The sequence below is a fragment of the Bacillota bacterium genome (genome assembly GCA_023511455.1).
In the GTDB taxonomy this organism is placed as follows: Bacteria; Armatimonadota; HRBIN16; order HRBIN16; family HRBIN16; genus HRBIN16.
Genome location: JAIMBJ010000002.1, coordinates 179,493 through 198,620, shown reverse-complemented (window position 1 = coordinate 198,620; position 19,128 = coordinate 179,493). Strand labels below are relative to the sequence as shown.

The following is a 19,128-nucleotide window of genomic DNA, read 5'->3' as shown; positions in this document are numbered from 1 at the left end:
CGGTCTGAGTCCTGCCGCCGACAAAAGGCACGTTATCCACAGTCCCTTGTGCTATCATCGGCTCATGTCCGCAGGGAAGGAAGTGCGGGAGGATTTGTTCAACGTTCATCTGGAAGCGTGACAACGGCAATTCACAGCGAAGGAGAAGAATAAACCATGCGGTATCCGCTAACAACAGACGACTGGCGAAGCCACTTCCAGCCAGATGGCACGCCCAAACCGCTCAATGACCCTGCCGACCCAACCGTCTGGCCGAATCGGTGGAGCAAAGCCAACTCGGATGCGTGGATTGTGCGCAACCACGACCGCATCCGGCAGATGCGACCGCGCGTGCTGCTCATCAACTTCTCGAATCAGGTGGAAGCCGAGAAACCCCTTCGGCTGGCACAACAGCTCATCGCCGCGATGCGCGAAGCCAGCCGCTACCATGGATACAAAGACCCGAACAGTCCACCCTTCCTGCAGTATTCCGTGTGGCGGTTTGTGGACCTGCGCGACCCCGACCGCAAGGAGAAAAACAGCCGCCGTTCACCCATCAAGCCTCACGTGCGCGAGCCGGACATCAACTGCGACTATGGCGGCTTCTTTTCCGAACCGTTTGCCGAATATATCGGCGTGCGTGACCCGAAAAACAAACGACGTTTCCTCCGGCTGGACGAGCTGGTAGACCGGGGCTACGTGCATGAGGTGTGGTTCACCGCCGCTGCCACGGGTGACTTCCGGTGTCTGGAATGCGTGGAACTGAAGCCGGTGTACGATGAACGCTTCCGTCGTATTCCGGGCAAATACGTGCAGGCGGGAAACGGCGGAGACCCCGACCAGAAGTGGACTGGCCGGTCAGTGCGCATCAACTGCATCAACCACGACCGGGGCATCGGTTGCGCGATGGAGAATCTGGGTCATTCGATGGAAGGACTGGCGCACAGCGGGGCGATTCCCTATTTCACCCGCTATTTCCACGAGTATGCGGGTTTTGACCTGGACAAGCGCTATAACCTGCCTTTTAACTCCTTCTACCCGCTGTGGGGGGAGGGCAAAGGTATCCGCTATCCCGACCCGCATACGGCGATAGTTACCGACGGCAAACAGACATGGAAGATCGAGAACTACGTGGCTGCCGGAGGTAACGTGCATTTCCCACCGAACGCCCGTCGCCATTACGACCTGAACAACACCGAACCTGTCATGTCGACCATCGAGGACTGGCGCATCGGCAGCGCGCCCGGAGGCAAGGACATTGCAAAACCATGGACGTGCGAAGTGCTGAAGCGCTATGCCGAACTTGCCCCCGACTGTATGGGCAGATGGCTGGTGTACTGGTGGCAGAACATGCCGGGGCTGAACAACCGCTCGAAGGACGATGATGGCAGGCCGATGAAGAACTGGTGGGTGTTCTGGTTCTATTGATAGTCGGGGCGGGCGCCTTCCGCACCTTCGAGTTCGAGTAGCGCGATCAGGATATCCAGAATACGCTGTGAAGCGCCCTGCTGCTCGCGCACCAGCGCCCGGGCGCGCCGCGCCACTTCCTTTCGCAAAGGTTCATTCTCCAGCAGTTCAGTCACCCGCTGAGCCAGTTCCCCGGCATCCTGTGCGACCCACGCCACACGGGTTTCTTTCGCCAGCGCAGCCACGTCACGGAAGTTGTTCATGTAGGGTCCGTGTACCACCGGCCTGCCGTGCGCCAGCGGTTGAAGCAGGTTCTGTCCCCCCAGCGGCACGAAGCTTCCGCCGATAATTGCCACGTCGCACACCGCGTAAACCTTCCCCAGCTCGCCGAAGGTGTCCAGCACGATTTGTTGCTGGGCGGTATCAGGGGTTCCCTGCGTGCGTCGCCATGGACGAAAACCCTGCTGTTGCAGGAGTTCCACAATCGCCTCCGCTCGTTCCACATGGCGAGGCGCCCACACGATGCAGAGGTTCGGGAAACGCTCACGCAACGTGCGGTAAGCGGTGGCGATAATCATCTCCTCCTCTGGTGCACGGCTGCTGCCAATCACCAGCACCGGCGCGCCTTCGGGAAGACCCAAATCCCGACGTAACGTGTCTGCCTGCACATCCTGCGCTCCGACCGCCGCCTGGTCAAACTTGGTGTTTCCGACCACATGCACGCGGTCCGGAAGCGCGCCGATAGCACAAAACCGCCTGGCGTCTTCTTCGGATTGCACACAGATAGCGTCCAGACAACGCAGCACCTGAGCGAAGAACCAGCGGAACCGCCTGTAGGTGGGCAGGCTTCGGTCGGAGATACGACCGTTCGCAATGAGCGTGCGTACCCCCCGGCGATACGCCATCGTCAGCAGGTTGGGCCAAAGCTCGGTCTCCATCACGATGAGCGCGTCGGGGCGCACCCGTCTCAGGGCACGCCCTACCGCAAAGGGAAGGTCTACCGGCAGGTAGCCCACCGCGTCCACCAGCTTGCCCAGTTGCTGACGCGCAGTGGCGTTGCCGGCAGGGGTGAGGGTGGTTAATAGCAGGTGATGCTGGGGAAGCCGTTCGCGAATCGCTTGCAGAAGCGGCAAAGCTGCCATGACCTCGCCTACGGATACCGCGTGCATCCATATCACCCTGCGTCCCTGCGGCGACGCAGGCAGTCCGCCCAGTCGCTGTCCCCAGCCCTCGCGCGATTTGCCCCTGACGATGATGCGCCACAGCAGGTATATCAGCCACAGCGGGGAGGTGAGGATGAGAAAGATGTTATACACGGCGTTGAACATGGCTCACACTCGCTTTTCCCGAACCATCTTTTCCGCCTGTTCCTCCAGTGCGTTGATGGCGTCCTCCACCTTCTGTCGCAGCTGCTCGAACTGCTGTTCGCTGATGCCCTCGGGCACGTCAATAGGTTCCCCAAAGATGAACACGCCACGCGCGAACGGCAGGGGTATCATATAGCGGTCCCACGTTGGCAACAGTTTGCACGGGTAAGCGGCGACGCCCGCCGGAATAATAGGGCACTTCGCCTTCTGGGCGATAAAAAGCGCACCGGGCTGTACCTGCCGACTGGGTCCGCGAGGGCCGTCGGGCGTGAACGCCAGAATACCCCCCTCTGCGACTCGCCGGGCGGCTTCCAGTGCCGCGCGGATGCCCCCTCGCCCTGTGGAACCCCGAATGATACGGAAGCCGAACCGCCGGAAAATATGGTTCTGAATCTCGCCATCTCGCGAGAGGGAGATAATCGCCCAGAACCCTCTGCCTTTGAACACGTTGGCAGGGATAAGACTGCGCCCGTGCCAGGTCACCAGCACCGCTCCGTTGCCTTCTTTCACCCGCTCCAGAACCTGCTCGAAATTGAGCACCTTCAGGCGCAGGCTCATGCCGATGGCGCGGGCGAGGCTCCAAACGACGAAACCCAGCAGCTTCGGGCGCAACTGCTGCCACCAGCCCGGTCTTTCGCTTCGCTTACTCACCTTGCGCTACCAGCTCCTGTGTGACCTGTTCGCCCATCTGTTTGCGGAACAGTCGGGCATAAACACCTCCTCGCGCCAGCAGCTCCAGATGCGTACCCTGCTCTACAATACGTCCATGCTCCAGCACCAGGATGTGGTCGGCGTTGACCACCGTACTCAGCCGGTGGGCGATAACCAGCGTGGTACGCCCACGCATCAGTTCCTCCAGCGCCTGCTGCACCAGCGCCTCGGAGGCGGTGTCCAGCGAGGAGGTCGCCTCGTCCAGAATCAGGATACGCGGGTTCTTCAAGATAGCGCGGGCGATGGCGATACGTTGCCGCTCTCCGCCAGACAGGCGCACCCCGCGCTCACCGACAAGTGTCTCGTATCCCTTTTCCAACCGCTGGATAAACTCGTGGGCGTGAGCGGCTTTTGCCGCCTCGATGACCTGTTCGTCGGTGGCGTCGGGGTCGGCGTAGGCGATGTTGTCGCGGATGGTGCCTGCGAACAGAAGGGTCTCCTGCGGTACGATACCAATCTGTTTGCGCAGGGAGGCTATCTGCACCGTACGGATGTCTATGCCATCGATGAGCACCCGTCCCGAGGTGGGGTCATAGAAGCGCGGGATGAGGTCGGCGAGGGTGCTCTTACCCGCACCGCTGTGTCCCACCACCGCCACCACGCTGCCCGGCTTCATCTCGAAGGAGACGTTATCCAGCACCAGACGCCCGCCGCGGTGATACGCGAAGCTCACTTCCTCGAAGCGAACATGCCCCACGATAGGCGGCATCGGCGGCGCGCCCGGCAGTTCCTGCACTTCGGGATGAACATCTAGCACCTCGCGATAGACGCGCTCCGCTGCTGCCAGCACCTGCTGGCGGGTCACGTTGATGCTGCCCAGTGTCTGCATGCTCTGAGCCACCAGGTTCAGCGTCAGCAGGAAACTGCCCAGACCGCCGAAGTCCAGCTCGCCCCGCACAATCAGATGCCCGCCGTACCACAGCACGAAGGCGATTCCACCCGCCCCAATGAGTTCAATCAGGGGGCGCAGCGCCGCGCTGGTGCGCACGCCGTCCATCATGGCGCGGTACGACAGGTAGTTACGCTCTTTGAAACGCTGGATTTCCCTCGGCTCGGTGGCAAAGGCTTTGATGGTGCGCACTCCGGCGATGGCTTCCTGCATCACCGCCGTCACGTCTTCCAGCCGCAGCTGTGCCTGCTGACCGATGTAGCGCATACGCCTTCCAATCGCACGGATAATGAGCGCCATCAACGGGACACCCACCAGTGCAATCAGCGACAGCTTCCACGAAATGACGAACAGCCATACCAGACCACCTATCAGCCCGATAGGTGCCGCCACCATATCTTTCAACAGGGTGCCGCCGTTGGAGATGGCGTTGATATCGTTGGTCAGCACCGACATCAGCGCACCGGTGCGGCGATGGGTAAAGTACGACAGCGACAGGCTCTGCAGGTGCTCATACACCCTCTCGCGCAGGCGCATGGTAAAGCGGTTGATAGCCAGCGAGAGGTAGTAGGTCTGCCCATAGGCGAAAACGAACTTAAGGAGGAACGCGCCGATAACGACAAGGCTCACGCGGTTGAGCTGGCTCACATCGTGGTGCAGTTGTGCGGCGTTGACCACATCACGGGTGAGCGCGAAGATGCGCAGGGTAATCATCTGCGCTCCTGCTGCGCATATCAAGCCGAGGATGATGTACTTCAGATGCGGCTTGAGGTCTCGCCACAACCTTCTCTGAAGTTGTTTGTCATCTCGGGTCGGCATGGTTCACTTCCAGACACTTCAGGAGCAGGTGCGCGGCACGGTCGGTCGCACCCGGCTCTCCCAGTACCGATTTTACCTCTTGCAGGGCTTCCCGTTGTAGGCGGTGCCCTTCGGTGCCCGGTAAAAGATTCAACGAGTGAGCAACGATGTTTTGCGGTGTCGCGGCGTGTTGCAGCAGCTCCGGACAAATACCTCGCTGGGCAATCAGGTTGGGCAAGCCGATGAAGGTGAGGTTCAGCGCCCGCTTACGGACATGGTATTCCAGCTCCATCAGGCGCGAAACGCGGTACAGGATAATCATGGGTGTGCCCAGTATCGCCGCCTCCAGCGTGGCCGTGCCCGAACAGCACCACAGCAAGTGGCTGTATGCCATCACGTCGTATGCCATTTCACGGGCGATTCGGCACGGCACGGCGCATCCGGCCAAGGCGTGCTGAACCTCTTCGTCCCGCACCGACGGCGCGAGCGCGAGAACGAACTGCGCTCCGGGCTTGCGTTCGGCGAGCAGTTCTGCCGCCCGGCGCATGATGGGCAGTAACAGGCGCACCTCCTGTCGACGGCTTCCGGGCAGTAGTCCCACACGCAGGCTTTCGGCGTTCAGGTGCAGCTTGTGGCAGAACTGTTCCTCGCTCAGCGAGGGTTTTACCCTGTCCAGCAGTGGATGTCCCACAAAATGCGCGTTTGCTCCTGCCTGCCTCAGCAGCGCGGCGGACCAGGGAAACGGTGTGACGATGCAATCGGTGCAGTGTGGAAGGTCGTTGCGCCTGGGCAGATACCTGCGCCATGAACCGGGCGGAAAGTAATAGAACACCTTGATCCCTCTTGCTTTTGCCCATTTCGCCAGCGGCACATTGAATGCGCCAAAATCCACCAGCACCATCAGGTCGGGCGGCTGCTGTGCCAGCCGACGCTTCAGGTTTTGCTGTGCCAGCCACAGCGCAGGTGCAACGCGCAACGCTTCCACCACCCCTACCGCGCCCCACCGACTGCTATCGTAAAGCAGCTGCACTCCCGCTTTCGCCATGAGTCGCCCGCCGACGCCCCAGAAGTGCGCGTTGGGCAGCCGCTCGCGCACCGTCTGCACCAGTGCGGCGCAACTGGCATCGCCGCTGGCTTCTCCCGCCACACAGAAAATGCTGACCGCTCTTTTCACCGCATACCGCGCGGGTCGTTGGCACGCCCACCAAATCCCTTACGGATACTGCGCAGGAAATCCAGCAGGTAATCGCGTTCGGGGCTGGGTTCCACCTCCTCCTCGATGGCTTCAATCGCCTGCGACATGTTGAGCTTCGAACGGTACAGCAGTTTGTATGCCTGCCTCAGTCCCGCTCGCACCGCAGGGGGAATGCCATGCCTGCGCAGCCCGATGGTGTTCAGGTCCAGCACCTCGGCAGGACGCCCGTCCACCATCATGAAGGGAGGAACGTCCTGCACCACTTTGGACATTCCACCCAGCATGGCCAGCTTTCCGATGCGGGTGTATTGATGTACGCCCACCATACCGCCGAAAACCACGTGGTCCTCGACGATGACGTGCCCGCTAATGCCTGCCTGATTGGCAATGATGATGCCATTACCCAGCTTGCAGTTGTGCCCGATATGCACGTAGCCCATAATCATGTTGTCGTCGCCGATGACAGTGGCTTCCTCTTCACCGGTAGCACGATGGATGGTGACGAACTCGCGGATGATGTTGCGGTCGCCGATGCGCAGGTAGCTGCGCTCTCCCTTGAACTTCGTGTCCTGCGGAGGACCACCCAGAATCGCACTGTGGAAGATGTGACAATATGAACCGATGGTCGTCCACTTCTCCACGACCACGTGTGATTCGAGAATAGTTCCTTCGCCGATATAGACATGTGCGCCAACGATGCTGTAAGGACCTATCTCTACGTCTGAAGCCAGTTCCGCCGTTGGGTGGATGATGGCGGTCGGATGAATCTTGGAATGCGCCATAGTCTGTATGCCCATCACTGATTGTTTCCTTCATCGAAGGTAGAGTTTTCCAGTGTTTGCTGTGCCTGGTTGCCGTTTTTGCGGCGTTCCACCAGCGCGAAAATCATCTCCGCTTCCGCCACCACCTGACCGTTCACGCGCCCGACCACGCGTACTTTGCCCGTGCTGCCGCGAAAACGCAGCACCTCTACCTCGGTGATGAGTGTATCACCCGGCACTACCGGCTTGCGGAAGCGCACTTTGTCGATACCTCCGATATAAGCGAGCTTGTGGCGATGTTCGGGCATGGAGAGCATCAACACGCCACCTACCTGAGCCATCGCTTCCACTACCAGCACACCCGGCATGATGGCCTGACCCGGAAAATGCCCGTTGAAGAACTCTTCATTGATGGTGACGTTTTTCAGCCCCACTGCCCGCTTGCCGGGCTCCAGCTCCAGAATACGGTCCACCAGCAGCAGTGGATAGCGGTGCGGCAGTATTTCGCGAACCGCTTCCACGTCCAGAACGCCATTTGGTCCTATCATCTTTCATTCCCCCTGTATCGTCTGTCTTAATGCAAGTGCAAAGGCGGTGTTGAGGGTATGACTGGGTTTGACCGCTACGAACAACGCCTCCACCTGCGCGCCCACCAGCGCAAGGTCACCGATAATGTCCAGCACCTTGTGTCTGAGCACCTCGTCTGGGAAGCGCAGGGACGTGCTGTAACGGTCGGGGAAAATCACCAGCGCGTTGTCCAGACTCCCCCCACGCGCTTTGCCGCGTGCCAGCAACGGCTGTACCTCTTCCCAGAAGCCGAAGGTGCGGGCAGGCGCTATCTCCTCCAGATAGTTTATCTTATCCAGAGGGAACCACGCTACCTGCGTACCTACCAGCGGATGGTCGTAATGCACCGTCGCAATGAGCAATCGCTCGGCGTGCGGCATTGCCCAGATTCCCCGGTCGCCAGCCATCACCGATACCGGGCGCGTCAGGTGGATGCGTTGTCGCTCTGCGCGCTGTTCGCGCAACCCCACCCGATAGAAACACTCCGCCCAGGGCTTTGCACTGCCGTCCAAAACCGGTATTTCCTCTCCGTCCACATCGATGTATGCGTTGTCTATCCCCACACCTGCCATCGCAGAGAGCAGATGCTCCACCGTCATCACGCGCGCACCGTCCACACCCAGAGTGGTGCACCTGTCTGTAGACACCACGTACTCCGCCAGCGCGGGGATCTGTTGTCCGCTCACGTGAAAAACGATGCCCACGTTCTCGTCTGCAGGTCGCACCGTTACCCGGCACGGCTTGCCTGTGTGCACGCCAATCCCTTCCACACACACCGGTTCCTGCAGCGTGCACTGCCTATTCATTTCTGTCCTCCGACGACGAACCCAGCTGTCGCTCCAGCTCCCTGACCCTTTCGAACAGCTCGGGTAACCGGCTGGCGTATGCCATCAGGCGCAGTTGTTTCGCGTGTTCGCGGGCGGGGCTGCCAAAATAACGCTGACCACCGGGCAGGTTGCCTGCGACGCCAGACTGCGCCGCCACGATAGCTCCGTCACCAATACTCACGTGGTCCGTAACGCCTACCTGCCCCGCCAGCACCACGTACCGCCCCAGCTGCGAACTGCCCGCGATGCCCACCTGCGCTACTAAAAGGCAATTCTCTCCAACCTGCACATTGTGCGCGATATGAACCAAATTGTCGATCTTCGTGCCCGAGCCAATGCGGGTCACGCCTGTTTTCGCGCGGTCAATACACACGTTCGCGCCGATCTCCACGTCGTCACCAACCTCCACCGTGCCGATGTGCGGTACCTTGTGGTGTACGCCATCCACCGTGACGTAACCAAAACCGTCTGCGCCGATAACGGCGCCCGAATGCACGATTACCCGATTGCCCAGTTTGACACCGTGCATCAGCGTCACATTCGGATACAGTATACACTGCTCTCCTATCTGCACGTCCCGCCCGATGTAGCACAGCGGATACAGCACGCTACCCTGACCAATGCGCGCCCCCGCCTCGATCACGCACCCTGCGCCGATGGCTACATCCTCGGCGAGGTCGGCGTCGGGAGAGATGACGGCGTTCAGGTCGATACCTTGCGGATGCTGCGGCTCGGGAGCGAAGATGCGGAGCGCCTCCAGAAACGCCTGCCGGGGCGATGCAACGCGCAGAAGGGGCTTACCGATGGAAGGCGCGTCCTGCCATACGATGACCGCCGAAGCCGGGCAGTGTTCCGCCAGTCGCAGATAGCGGGGCGACTCCGCAAACACCACATCCCCCTCCTGTGCGAACTCGATGGAGGAAATTCCGGTGATGAGCGTGTTTGCATCACCCTCCACCTGTGCGTTCAGACGCTGTGCCAGTGCTTGCACTGTTAGCTTCATGGGAAGTTACCTGCCATCTCCTGAGCGATTTGCGCTGTCACATCCGGTATCCCCGGTTGCGCCTGCCAGACAGGTTTCCAGCGATGTCGGCGGCATATCGCCTCCACCCTCCGTTTGACATCCCGTTCTATCAGCAAGCAGACGTCCTCGCGGGTGAACACTGGTGCGGAAGGGGGCAATATGGCACGAGATTGCCCGACCGGCGTGTTCAGGGTGGTTTGCGGGAAAACGACCGGCTTTGCGGTATCGGCAAAAGCACGTATCTGCACACTGGCGCGCAGTTGCTCCGCCTGTAAGCGTTTTGCGCTCCTCTGCCGCAGTTCCTCCCGTTTGCGCTCGTACTCCCGCTCAATGGCTTCTTCGCGCTCACGGATGCGCCGGGCAGTCTCTTCCTCGATGGTTGCCAGCCTGCGCTGAAGCGACTCTGAAAGGTGCAGCTGCTGCGCTTCCACCTCTTGCAGACGAGATGCCAGCGCATCGCGCTGATCGGGGCGGATGCGAACCAGCCGCTGCAACACCAGCCGCCTGATTTCGGCGTCCGCCTGCGGCAGATGGTGTTGACGCAGTGCCTCGGATATCTGCTGTTCCGCCTGCAGCAGCAGTTGCTGGCGTGCCAGTTCTACCTCCGTGTGTTGCTCCGCTTCCAGCTGTGCCAGCTCCTCCTGAAGCAGACGCGCCTCCATCTGTCGCAGGCGAGCATCCAGTGCCTGTTGCTGCTGGGCAGAGGTCTGTGCAATGCGCTGACGCCTGCGCTCCGATTCCGGCGTCTGCAAAGGGTGCAACGTTGTCTCCGGCAATGAAAAGTGCGCTGGAAACCTCTGGACCGTCATCGCATGGGATGGCTGGAAGTTCCGCCCAATTTGTTGTGATTCCCAGAGAGGATGGTATATGCACAGGGCTTGCCACTGAATGTAAACCATCTTTTGTGGTGGAATTCTGGCACAACCGCCCAGGCAGACTCCAGCCACCAGTGCTAACACGAGCACGATAGCCAGCCGGTTATTTCCTGTTAAGTCGCCTGATGACATCGGTGGTGATGTCGTTGGAAGCATAGAGCACCTGTGTGCTGTCGAAGACGACCACCAGTTTCTTCTCCTGGGCAACCGCCGCCACCGCTTTGCGGATATCCTGCAGCATCTGGTTAATCATCTCATCGCGCCGCGCGTTGAGCTGCTGCTCAAACTGGTCCTGCAGCTGCATCAACGCCTCTCGGTTGCGGTTTTCGATAGCGGTGAGCTGATTGATGCGCTGCGTATCCTGTTCGGTAGGCGGGTTCTTCTGGCGCAACTGCGAGAGCTCCTCATTCAGCTGCCGCGATTTCTGCTCTATCTGCTGCATACGCTGTTTCTGCTGCTCTGTCGGGTTGGTGATGCTTGCCAGATTCTCGTATTCGCTGAGTTCGGCTTCTTCCAGCAAGAGATTGTTGGCACGCCATTGCAGTTTGGCGCGCATCTGGTCTCGCATCTGCTGCAGCTGCGCTTCGAGCGCTTTACGCTGGTCGTATTCGTCAACCACGCGCTTCAGGTCTACCATCCCAAACGCCCCGGTACCCTGCGCCCACGCGCCTGTACTCAGGATGGCGATACCTGCGATGGCTATCAGCAGGCTGAAGGTTCGTTTCATCAGATGTTCCTCCTCTTGTTCTCCTCGGATGATGCCTCAGAATATATTGCCGATGCTAAAGTGGGTGCGTGCGCCTTCGCTGCCGAAGCCGTAGTCCAGGCGCAACGGACCGATAGGCGTGCGCACGCGGATACCGATACCAGCACCCACCTGCGGCTTGAAGCTGGAATGCTGAGTAAAGTCGTTAATCGTGCCGTAGCGTCCGCCCCAGGCATGGCCCGCATCCACGAAAACCACACCTACCAGGTTCTGCGCCAGCGGGGCACGATACTCTACGCTCAACAGCGCCACATTGTCACCCCAGAAGCGGTCTTCCGGATAACCGCGCAGAGTCTCGGCGCCTCCCAGGAAGAACTGCTCGAAGAAGGGCAGTTTGCCGAACGCCCTGCCGGCGTACAGTCGCACCGCGAAAACGTGTCGCTTATCGGCAAGGGCGCGCCGGCGTCCTTGCGGCGAGAAGTAGCGCCTCAGGTCTATCGAAACCTTGTTGAAGTTCGCCTTGCCCACAAACCCGCCCGAGATAGCGGTACCGATGTCCTTCAGGTCTGCCAGGGCGGTCTCAATGGCAAACGAGTCGAAGCCGCCTGAAGCGGGGTCGAAGTCCACATCGCGCGTGTTGTGCGTCAGGCGCAACGACAGTGCGCTGACGGTGCCATCTTGCTTGATGAACACCTCGCTGGGCAACACGGCGGGGTTGTTGGTGCGCACCGACTCGGTGCGCAAGCCGATGAAAGCGCGCGTGGTCTCCGACAGCGGGCGGCTCAAGGTCAGGATACCGCCTTTGCGCCGCTCGTCGTAGCGGTCTTCATCCCCGATGGTGCCGGGGTCAGAAGTAAACAGCCCCCGACTGAACCGGTAGAGGGTTTTATCGAAGACGCTGATGGACAACGAGGTATTGCGGCTGTCCAGCCAGGGCTCGGCGAAGTTTATCTCGTAGTTGTTGGCGTTGGCGGGTCCTCCGCGCTCGAGACGTACGCTCACCGTTTGCCCGACGCCGCGGAAGTTCGTTTCGTACATCTCGAGGAAGCCCACCAGCTGCTGGCGGTTGTTATAGGCGGCACCGATGGAAAACAAACCGGTGCGCCGTTCCACGACGTTGATCGTGACGATGACCTTACTCAGGTCGGAGCCGATTTCCGCTTTGTAGCTGATGTCCTCGAACAGCTCGGTGTTGTATACCCTCTGCAGGTCCTTCTGGATTTGCTCGAGGTTATACAGCGCACCCGGACGGGTATAGCGCATTTCGCGAAGCACCACCCGCTCGCGCGTCTTGCGCAGCCCGGTGACCTTCACCGCCTCGACGGTGACCTCTTTCAGAGGCAGATTCAGAATGGTGGGGTCATCTCGGTCGGGACCGACAGTGTCGGGGTCCACGTTCACCAGATACCCCTTCTGCATGTAGAGCCGGGTAATCGCCTCGATATCGGCGGCGAGGTCGTTGTGGTTGAGCAGTCTGCCCGGCTGAGTGCGCATCAGCTGGAGTATCTGGTCGGTGGGGAAGACGGTATTGCCGGTAATGCGTATCTGGCTGATGCGCGGATATTCCTGAACTTCATAAATGATGCGAATGCCCTGCGGGGTGGTTTCCGTGCGGGGAATCACATCGCTGAAAAAGCCCATATCACGCAGCGCCGCACGGTCCTTACTGAGCAACGACTGGTCGAAATCCATGCCCGGCTTGGCGGAGATTTTCGCCAGTATGGCTTCCTGCGGCACGTTGACATTACCACGAACGACTATTTCGGCGATGCGCTGAGCATGGACAGCACTGGCAATCGCCCATATCATGATACAGAAAGTGAGTCGCAGTGCTTTCATGGTCGAACCGATGCTTCCTCCTTCGGCAAAGCCCTATCCTCTGTAGTAAGGCTCCAGTTTCCTGCGCAAAAGCGCTCTTGCACGCGAGATGCGTGTTTTCACGGTGTCCAGCGGTAAGCCGGTCACCTCCGCAATCTGCTCGTAACTCATCCCCTCCAGGTCGCGCAACACAGCGAACGCACGGTAACGTGGCGGCAGCGAATGCACCGCCTGCTGAACCCGCTGGATGAGTTCCTCTTTTTCCAGCATCTGTAAAGCCGATGGCGACGGGTCTGGCAACTGCGTGAACAGGCTTTCACCATCCGCCTCCACCGGTTCATCCAGCGAGCGGCTTACAAACTCCTGCTCGCGTCGGAGCCTTCGCAGGTACGAGCGGTACTCATTAATGGCGATCCGGTACAGCCACGTGTAAACACTCGCCTCACCGCGAAATCGCCCGAACGCCTCGTACGCTTTCACGAACGTATCCTGCGTTAAATCCGCCGCAAGATGCGTATCTGTCACCATATGACAGAACAGATTATAGATACGAGCATAATACGCATCCACAACCTCTGTGAAGCGGCGACGGCGCTCATCTTTGTGATCATCCAATGTCATGGCTCTCTCGCGGAAATGCCTCTCACATTGCGCCGCCCTCGTTGCTGTAGTCTTTCACTTTAGAAGCGGAAACTTCCTTCTACCCCCCACAGCCTCTGCTGCTTCTCATCTACCGAAAAGCTCAGCAGAAGACGGCGCGATAACCGTGTCCATTCCGGCAATTCGTATAATATCTTCACGAGATAACGGTCTTGCTGCGTGGAAACCGTTCGCCAGTAACTCAGACTGAAACCATCCCACAAGCGTTTCACTAAAGTCACGGTCACCGGCTGATACCTGTCGTACTCGATACGGAACTCGCGAAGTTGAAGGGCCTCCTCGATGCCGCGCTCCAGCGGCGAGAATATCTGCGGGACGTAAGCGGAGGTGAAGAGGTTCACGACCTCGCGCTGCAACACCTGCTCCACATTGCGCCCGGTCAGCAGCTCTTCGAGGGTACCCACGCCCAGCGCACGCGCAATCTGCTGGGTAGACAGCTCCGGCGGGTCGGAACGAAACTCGGTTCGCGGTCCTTCCGGCGAGGTAATTGCCCCGCTCACGAGCACCGTTATCTCGTAGCGACGCATCCCTCCCGCCGGCGAAGCCATACTGAGGCTGGTCTTTGCCTGCACGTCCACGCCTACCCGAAACGGGTTATCGCCCGGAACGGGATAATCCAGCACAATACTGCCGCCGCGCTCCAGGCGGAAGCGGGCAGTGGGGAAGTAGGCATATCCGCGCTCCAGACCCAGTTGCCCATGAACCACCGGCTGCTGTAGCGTGCCACCCAGTACAATGTCGCCGGACGCCTGCGCGGACAGTCGGGGACTGTTTAACCACATCGCCTCGCCGACGCGCAGCACCACGTTGTTGAAGCGGGGATTCACGGGCAAAGGACGTGTTTCCGCTTTCTGCTCGGGAAAGCTGGCTGGCAGGGTGAACACTCCCCCACTGGCAGTCATCATGCCTTCTACTTGCGGGCTTTCCGCACTGCCTGTTACTCTCAGGTCGCCGTCCAGAAAAGTGCGTATCTGCTCCCCGTACTGCCCGGACAGGTTGCGTTCCTCCAGCCAGAACCTCTCGAAACGCACGCGGGCGTCAATGGACTCGCCCCCCTGCGCGCCGAATCTTATCGCACCGGAACCGACGATACGCCCGCCGCGTGGGCTATCGCCCACAGCCGTCAAATCCGCTACCCGAACCGTCTCGTTCTCCAGTTGAACCAGCGCACGTACGTCTCGCAATCCTGTTGCCAGTGTTCCCGCGCGCAACGAATCCGCACTCAACTGCATCTCACCGGAGAGCCTTGGCGCGGCTCTCGTGCCAGCCAGATTCGCCCTGAGCGACCACTGCCCTGTTGCTTGGGTCACCTTCACCGAGGGGAAGTAAGCCAGCAACGCGCTCAACGGCTGAGGAGCTGCCTCCACGTGGAGGTCTACCGGTTCATTGTCGGGTATTTCCATGGGTTTCCAGTGGAAGGGCAGGCTACCCCAGATGCGCAGCTGTCCATCGGGCTGTGCCAGCACGACTTCCGATATGTCTATCTTTCCTTCAGAAAGCTGAACTTTACCTGTTAACACACGCTGGGCGCGCACCGCCCCAAACTGGGGCTCCCTGAGGGCGAGCGTCAGCACCAGGTTGGGGGAGTCGCTCCTGCCAGCTGCCTCGAGAGCTGCCATCTCCAGCTTACCCCGTATCTCGGTCGCCTGCGGTATCCAACGCTGGAACCAGGCAAGGTCTACATTGTAAGCCTCTGCGCTGAGATTCAGGCTGCCGTCGGAACGGTAGATGCCCGATGCGGTCACGCGGTGCTCGCCGTTTGCCAGCACACCGTTTTGCAGGTACCACGAGCCGTCGGCTTCACGGCGCAGGTTTGCCTGCAGCGTGCCCAGCGCACGCCCATCTATCTCGATATCCGCCATCCGTACCGAGGCTTCCGCGTTCAGGCTTTCGCCCTCTCCCCACAAACGGAAGGGCACCTTGGCTGTGCCGGTGATGCGCCCCAGCTCCCGCAGCACCTCGCCCACACGAGATGCTTTCTGGTGCAGCCACACGCTATCCAACGCCCGCTGGCTCAGCTGCTCCAGCGAGGAGATAGACAGTGTTCCCTCGGCGTCTACCGCGCGCGGGGATTGGGCAAAGCGAAGATAACGGAGCGTGACCTCCGCCTCCGGGCTGACGAGGTTCACATTGCGGACGCTCAGCCCCTCCTTGCTCCACTCCACCTCAGCGTTGCCGCTGTTCAACCTCAGCGCATCCCATGTGGCGTCTGTGGTCAACAGTTCGGCACGAAACTGAGGCTCGCGCTCTGTGCCGGAGAGGACACCTCGCATCGATACCTGTCCGCCAATATCTTGAGGCGCATCTTCGGGCAACAGCGGACGCACCTGAGCCAGAGGCAGACGGTCTCCCTCCACGCGGAACGATAGCCTGCCTTCGCTATCCCGCTCTCCCTCGCCTTTCAAAACGCCGTCACCCAGCCGGGCTGAGACAGTATCCACCTTCAGCACACCGTCTTCGTAGCGAAGGGAGCCTTTGAAGTCGGTCAGGCTCCAGTGCTGAACCTGCACGGCAGGCGCACTCCATGTGATGTCGGCGTAGGGGGAGCGCAGGCTGCCTGCGACGTGAAAGAACACCCTGCCGATAGCCTGAACGGGCGGAAGGCTTTCGCTCTCCGCTGGTTCACGCAAAGCCTGCAGCACCTGCTCGGCATCCACGTTGTTCGCCACACCGTCTACGATTATCCGCGCTTTTTCGGTATCCAGCGGCTGTTGCAGTTCTGCCTGCCAGCTCACTTCCATCGGTGGGCGGCGCAGGATGCCACCCTCCACGCGCACTCGCTGTGGAGACGCCTCCACTCGCGCGACAAGATAGTCCACGTCCCAGCGACGCCACTGCAGCTCCGTGGCTTCGACGACACCCCGAAAAGTCGGCTCGCGGAACGTGCCCCCCAGTTCGCCCCGTGCATAAACCCATGCGGAGGGAACATCGCCTTCGTGTTCCAGCCTGGGGGCGAGACGTTCTACCCACGGCGCCAGCAGCAGTTCATCGGCACGCACACGCAGAGCCAGCCTTTTTCCAACGAGGTCTACCTGTCCCGACACATACGCCGACCCCGTCCAGTCTTCCAGCACCGCGCCGTCGATGTGTAACGTTCCGGGCATCCAGCGCAGTCTTGCCTGCACCTGCTCACACCGCCAGAGTTTGCCTGCCAGTCGTTCGCCCCACAGGTTCGCCACGATGCGCGGCTTCTGCACGCTGCCGTGAGCCAGCCCCTCGCCACGTACCACACCTCGCACGTCCTCCGGCAGAAACGGATGCAGACGGGAGAGGTTGATGCCATCCGCCCGCCATCGCGCGGCAAAGTTCCACCCGTTCTGTTTCCACAAAAACGCCTGTCCCCGAACGTCGCCTCCCGCAGCGCGCAAAGCGACCTCCGGCAGCAGCACGTATTTTGGATTCAGCATAACTTTTGCGCTCCATTTTTGCACATTTATCTTCTGAACGCTGGCTCTTTCGGTGCGCACACTGCCCTGGATGTGCGGTTGTGACGGCGTTCCCTGTACGGTCAGGCTGGCGTTTACCGGCGCCTTCAGTACCACCTGCGGCGCATAACGGCGCAACCAGGGTTGCAGCTCGCGCGGCGGTATCTGGCGGGCATCGATGGACAGGTGCATGGTGGGCTCAGGCTGCCACTGTATCGTTCCGGAGGCAAGCACCTGACCCGTGCCTGCGCTCGCGCTGGCACGCCATGTGGCTACACCCGTGCGGACATCGCCCGAGCCGTGGATATTGGCAAGGGAAAGAGTGCCCTGCGGCAGCCGCCACCGTGCCTGTGTTGCCTTCACCGTAGTGGTGGCGCTGTAGTGGATGCGCTTCTGCGCATCGGTATACACCCACACCCTACCTGTCACGCGGGCGTCACCCGGTTCGACTGCGGGCAGGCGCACATAACGCATCAGCGACGACACGGGCACATCGGAGGCGTCCACGCGCAGGCGCAACTGCCTGTCTACCACCCAGCCATCCACTCGCGCCTGAAAGCTGGGGATTGCCTCGCCGTGTGTGAAGTGAAAAGCGGTGACACCGACATCGGAGCGTATCTGCCCGTTCACCTGCCGCAAGGCAGCCTGCACCAGGGGGCGCGCTTTGCGGTCCTCAAAATAGAGCGTGGCATCGGTGATGCGCACCCTCCAGAAAACATCCGCAGGAGGACGGCGGCGCCTGGGTATGAGAGGAGAGAAGTTCCAGCGCCCATCGGGCAGGCGCACCACACGTGCGATGGGATGGGTGACCTCAATCTGGGGCTGACGCGAGAACAGCTGGCTAACGGATACCTCGCGCGCCGCGACCAGAGGTTTCTGCGGAGAAAAAGGGTCACCCAGAAAGACATTCCGCGCGATGACCCTGACCCGAGGAAGGTCGGTTACGATTTCCCCGACCAGAATGGGTATCCGCCACTGCTCCTGCGCCCAGTTGATGCCCGCCTCTATCGCCTGTTGCTGGAAGCCCGGCGCCGCCTGCCAGAGGTAAAAGGCACAAACAGAACATATCCATACCAGCGGCGCGACCACCACCAGCCAGGCGATATAGCGGCAGGAACGAGGGCAGGTCAACGCACTTCCACACTCCCCTGCGCAGCATCTATCTGCGCCAGACGCTCTGCCATCACCTTGCGGGAGAACGCCTCGGCATTGTATGAACTGCGCACGAAAGGCGCGGAGGCAACGAACAGAAAGCCCATCTCCTCGCCGATGCGCCGGTACTCGGCGAATACGCTGGGATGCACGTACTCCACCACCGGCAGGTGCTTCATCGTGGGGCGCAGATATTGACCGATGGTCAGGCAATCCACCCCGGCGTCGCGCAGGTCGCGCATGGTCTGTATCACTTCCTCTCTCGTCTCACCAAGACCTACCATCAGCCCCGACTTGGTGTAGATTCCGGGCTTCGTGCGCTTGACGTAGTACAGCAGGTCTATGGAGCGCCAGTACTTCGCCTGCGGACGCACCACGTGCTGCAGACGCTCTACCGTCTCCACGTTGTGGTTGTAGATGTCCGGTTCGGCGTCGGCAACCGTTTTGATGCACCAGCGGATGCCCTTGAAGTCTGGCGTCAGCACCTCGACGATGGCACCTGGTATCTCCTGGCGCACCGCGCGGATGGTGGCGGCGAACTGTTCCGCACCGCCGTCCTGCAGGTCGTCGCGCGCCACGGAGGTGATGACCACGTGCTTCAATCCCAGATGTTTTGCCGCGAGCGCGACGCGCCGGGGCTCCAGCGGGTCAACCATCTCGCCGCGCCCCGTTTTTATAGCGCAGAAACCGCAAGCGCGCGTGCATACATCGCCCAGTATCATGAAGGTAGCGGTGCGCTTGCTCCAGCATTCGGTGAGGTTGGGACAGCGCGCGCTTTCGCACACCGTGTGCAGCTGCAGCCCTTTGACGAGACTGTTCACTTCCTGTATTTGCCCGGGGCGAGGGGCGCGTATGGTTAACCACTCGGGTAGTTTTCGATTCATGTTGTGTTCCTTTGCTCCGGGAAGTGTGCCAGTAGAATTATATCATTCTGGGGCAGGGTGTGTAAAGGAGGAGCAGGGGACTC

15 protein-coding genes are annotated in these 19,128 nt (G+C 60.5%); 1 reads left to right on the top strand and 14 read right to left on the bottom strand.

Translation table 11 applies throughout. The features are described 5' to 3' along the window. Nucleotides 1-156 precede the first annotated feature (156 nt). A complete protein-coding gene (locus K6U75_02140; GenBank protein ID MCL6473844.1) occupies nucleotides 157-1,407 on the top strand; it encodes a hypothetical protein in 1,251 nt (416 codons plus the stop codon). Here K6U75_02140 and K6U75_02135 read toward each other — a convergent pair. From K6U75_02135 to lipA, 14 genes are all read right to left on the bottom strand, one after another. Continuing rightward, entirely contained in the window at nucleotides 1,401-2,714 is a 1,314-nt protein-coding gene (locus tag K6U75_02135; GenBank protein MCL6473843.1) for a 3-deoxy-D-manno-octulosonic acid transferase, read from the bottom strand. The genes K6U75_02140 and K6U75_02135 overlap by 7 nt on opposite strands. Nucleotides 2,715-2,717: 3 nt before the next feature. Further along, complete coding sequence (locus K6U75_02130; protein MCL6473842.1) at nucleotides 2,718-3,404, bottom strand: lysophospholipid acyltransferase family protein; 687 nt, start codon at nucleotides 3,402-3,404, stop codon at nucleotides 2,718-2,720. Then, complete coding sequence (locus K6U75_02125; protein MCL6473841.1) at nucleotides 3,397-5,172, bottom strand: ABC transporter ATP-binding protein/permease; 1,776 nt, start codon at nucleotides 5,170-5,172, stop codon at nucleotides 3,397-3,399. Before K6U75_02125 ends, K6U75_02130 begins: the two co-directional genes overlap by 8 nt. Beyond that, on the bottom strand, nucleotides 5,156-6,325 hold the full coding sequence (gene lpxB, locus K6U75_02120; GenBank protein ID MCL6473840.1) for a lipid-A-disaccharide synthase: 1,170 nt from the start codon (nucleotides 6,323-6,325) through the stop codon (nucleotides 5,156-5,158). The genes K6U75_02125 and lpxB overlap by 17 nt, the downstream gene beginning before the upstream one ends. Beyond that, entirely contained in the window at nucleotides 6,322-7,143 is an 822-nt protein-coding gene (gene lpxA, locus K6U75_02115; protein MCL6473839.1) for an acyl-ACP--UDP-N-acetylglucosamine O-acyltransferase, read from the bottom strand. Before lpxA ends, lpxB begins: the two co-directional genes overlap by 4 nt. After that, nucleotides 7,143-7,655 (bottom strand): 3-hydroxyacyl-ACP dehydratase FabZ, encoded by a 513-nt coding sequence (fabZ, locus tag K6U75_02110; GenBank protein MCL6473838.1) that lies wholly within the window; start codon nucleotides 7,653-7,655, stop codon nucleotides 7,143-7,145. Before fabZ ends, lpxA begins: the two co-directional genes overlap by 1 nt. Before the next feature lie 3 nt (nucleotides 7,656-7,658). Then, entirely contained in the window at nucleotides 7,659-8,480 is an 822-nt protein-coding gene (gene lpxC, locus K6U75_02105) for a UDP-3-O-acyl-N-acetylglucosamine deacetylase (GenBank protein MCL6473837.1), read from the bottom strand. Next, nucleotides 8,473-9,504, bottom strand: a complete 1,032-nt coding sequence (gene lpxD, locus K6U75_02100; protein MCL6473836.1) for a UDP-3-O-(3-hydroxymyristoyl)glucosamine N-acyltransferase — start codon at nucleotides 9,502-9,504, stop codon at nucleotides 8,473-8,475. The genes lpxC and lpxD overlap by 8 nt, the downstream gene beginning before the upstream one ends. Beyond that, a complete protein-coding gene (locus tag K6U75_02095; protein ID MCL6473835.1) occupies nucleotides 9,501-10,286 on the bottom strand; it encodes a hypothetical protein in 786 nt (261 codons plus the stop codon). Before K6U75_02095 ends, lpxD begins: the two co-directional genes overlap by 4 nt. A gap of 217 nt (nucleotides 10,287-10,503) precedes the next feature. Further along, nucleotides 10,504-11,127: an OmpH family outer membrane protein gene (locus K6U75_02090; GenBank protein ID MCL6473834.1), complete on the bottom strand. Its 624-nt coding sequence runs from the start codon at nucleotides 11,125-11,127 to the stop codon at nucleotides 10,504-10,506. Nucleotides 11,128-11,163: 36 nt separating this feature from the next. After that, entirely contained in the window at nucleotides 11,164-12,945 is a 1,782-nt protein-coding gene (locus tag K6U75_02085) for a BamA/TamA family outer membrane protein (protein ID MCL6473833.1), read from the bottom strand. A 33-nt stretch (nucleotides 12,946-12,978) separates the two neighbouring features. Next, the gene (locus tag K6U75_02080) at nucleotides 12,979-13,545 is read right to left on the bottom strand and encodes a sigma-70 family RNA polymerase sigma factor (GenBank protein MCL6473832.1); all 567 of its coding nucleotides are present in this window, start codon (nucleotides 13,543-13,545) and stop codon (nucleotides 12,979-12,981) included. Between the two features lie 59 nt (nucleotides 13,546-13,604). After that, nucleotides 13,605-18,140 (bottom strand): translocation/assembly module TamB domain-containing protein, encoded by a 4,536-nt coding sequence (locus K6U75_02075; GenBank protein ID MCL6473831.1) that lies wholly within the window; start codon nucleotides 18,138-18,140, stop codon nucleotides 13,605-13,607. Further along, on the bottom strand, nucleotides 18,137-19,045 hold the full coding sequence (gene lipA / locus K6U75_02070; protein ID MCL6473830.1) for a lipoyl synthase: 909 nt from the start codon (nucleotides 19,043-19,045) through the stop codon (nucleotides 18,137-18,139). The genes K6U75_02075 and lipA overlap by 4 nt, the downstream gene beginning before the upstream one ends. Nucleotides 19,046-19,128 lie beyond the last annotated feature (83 nt).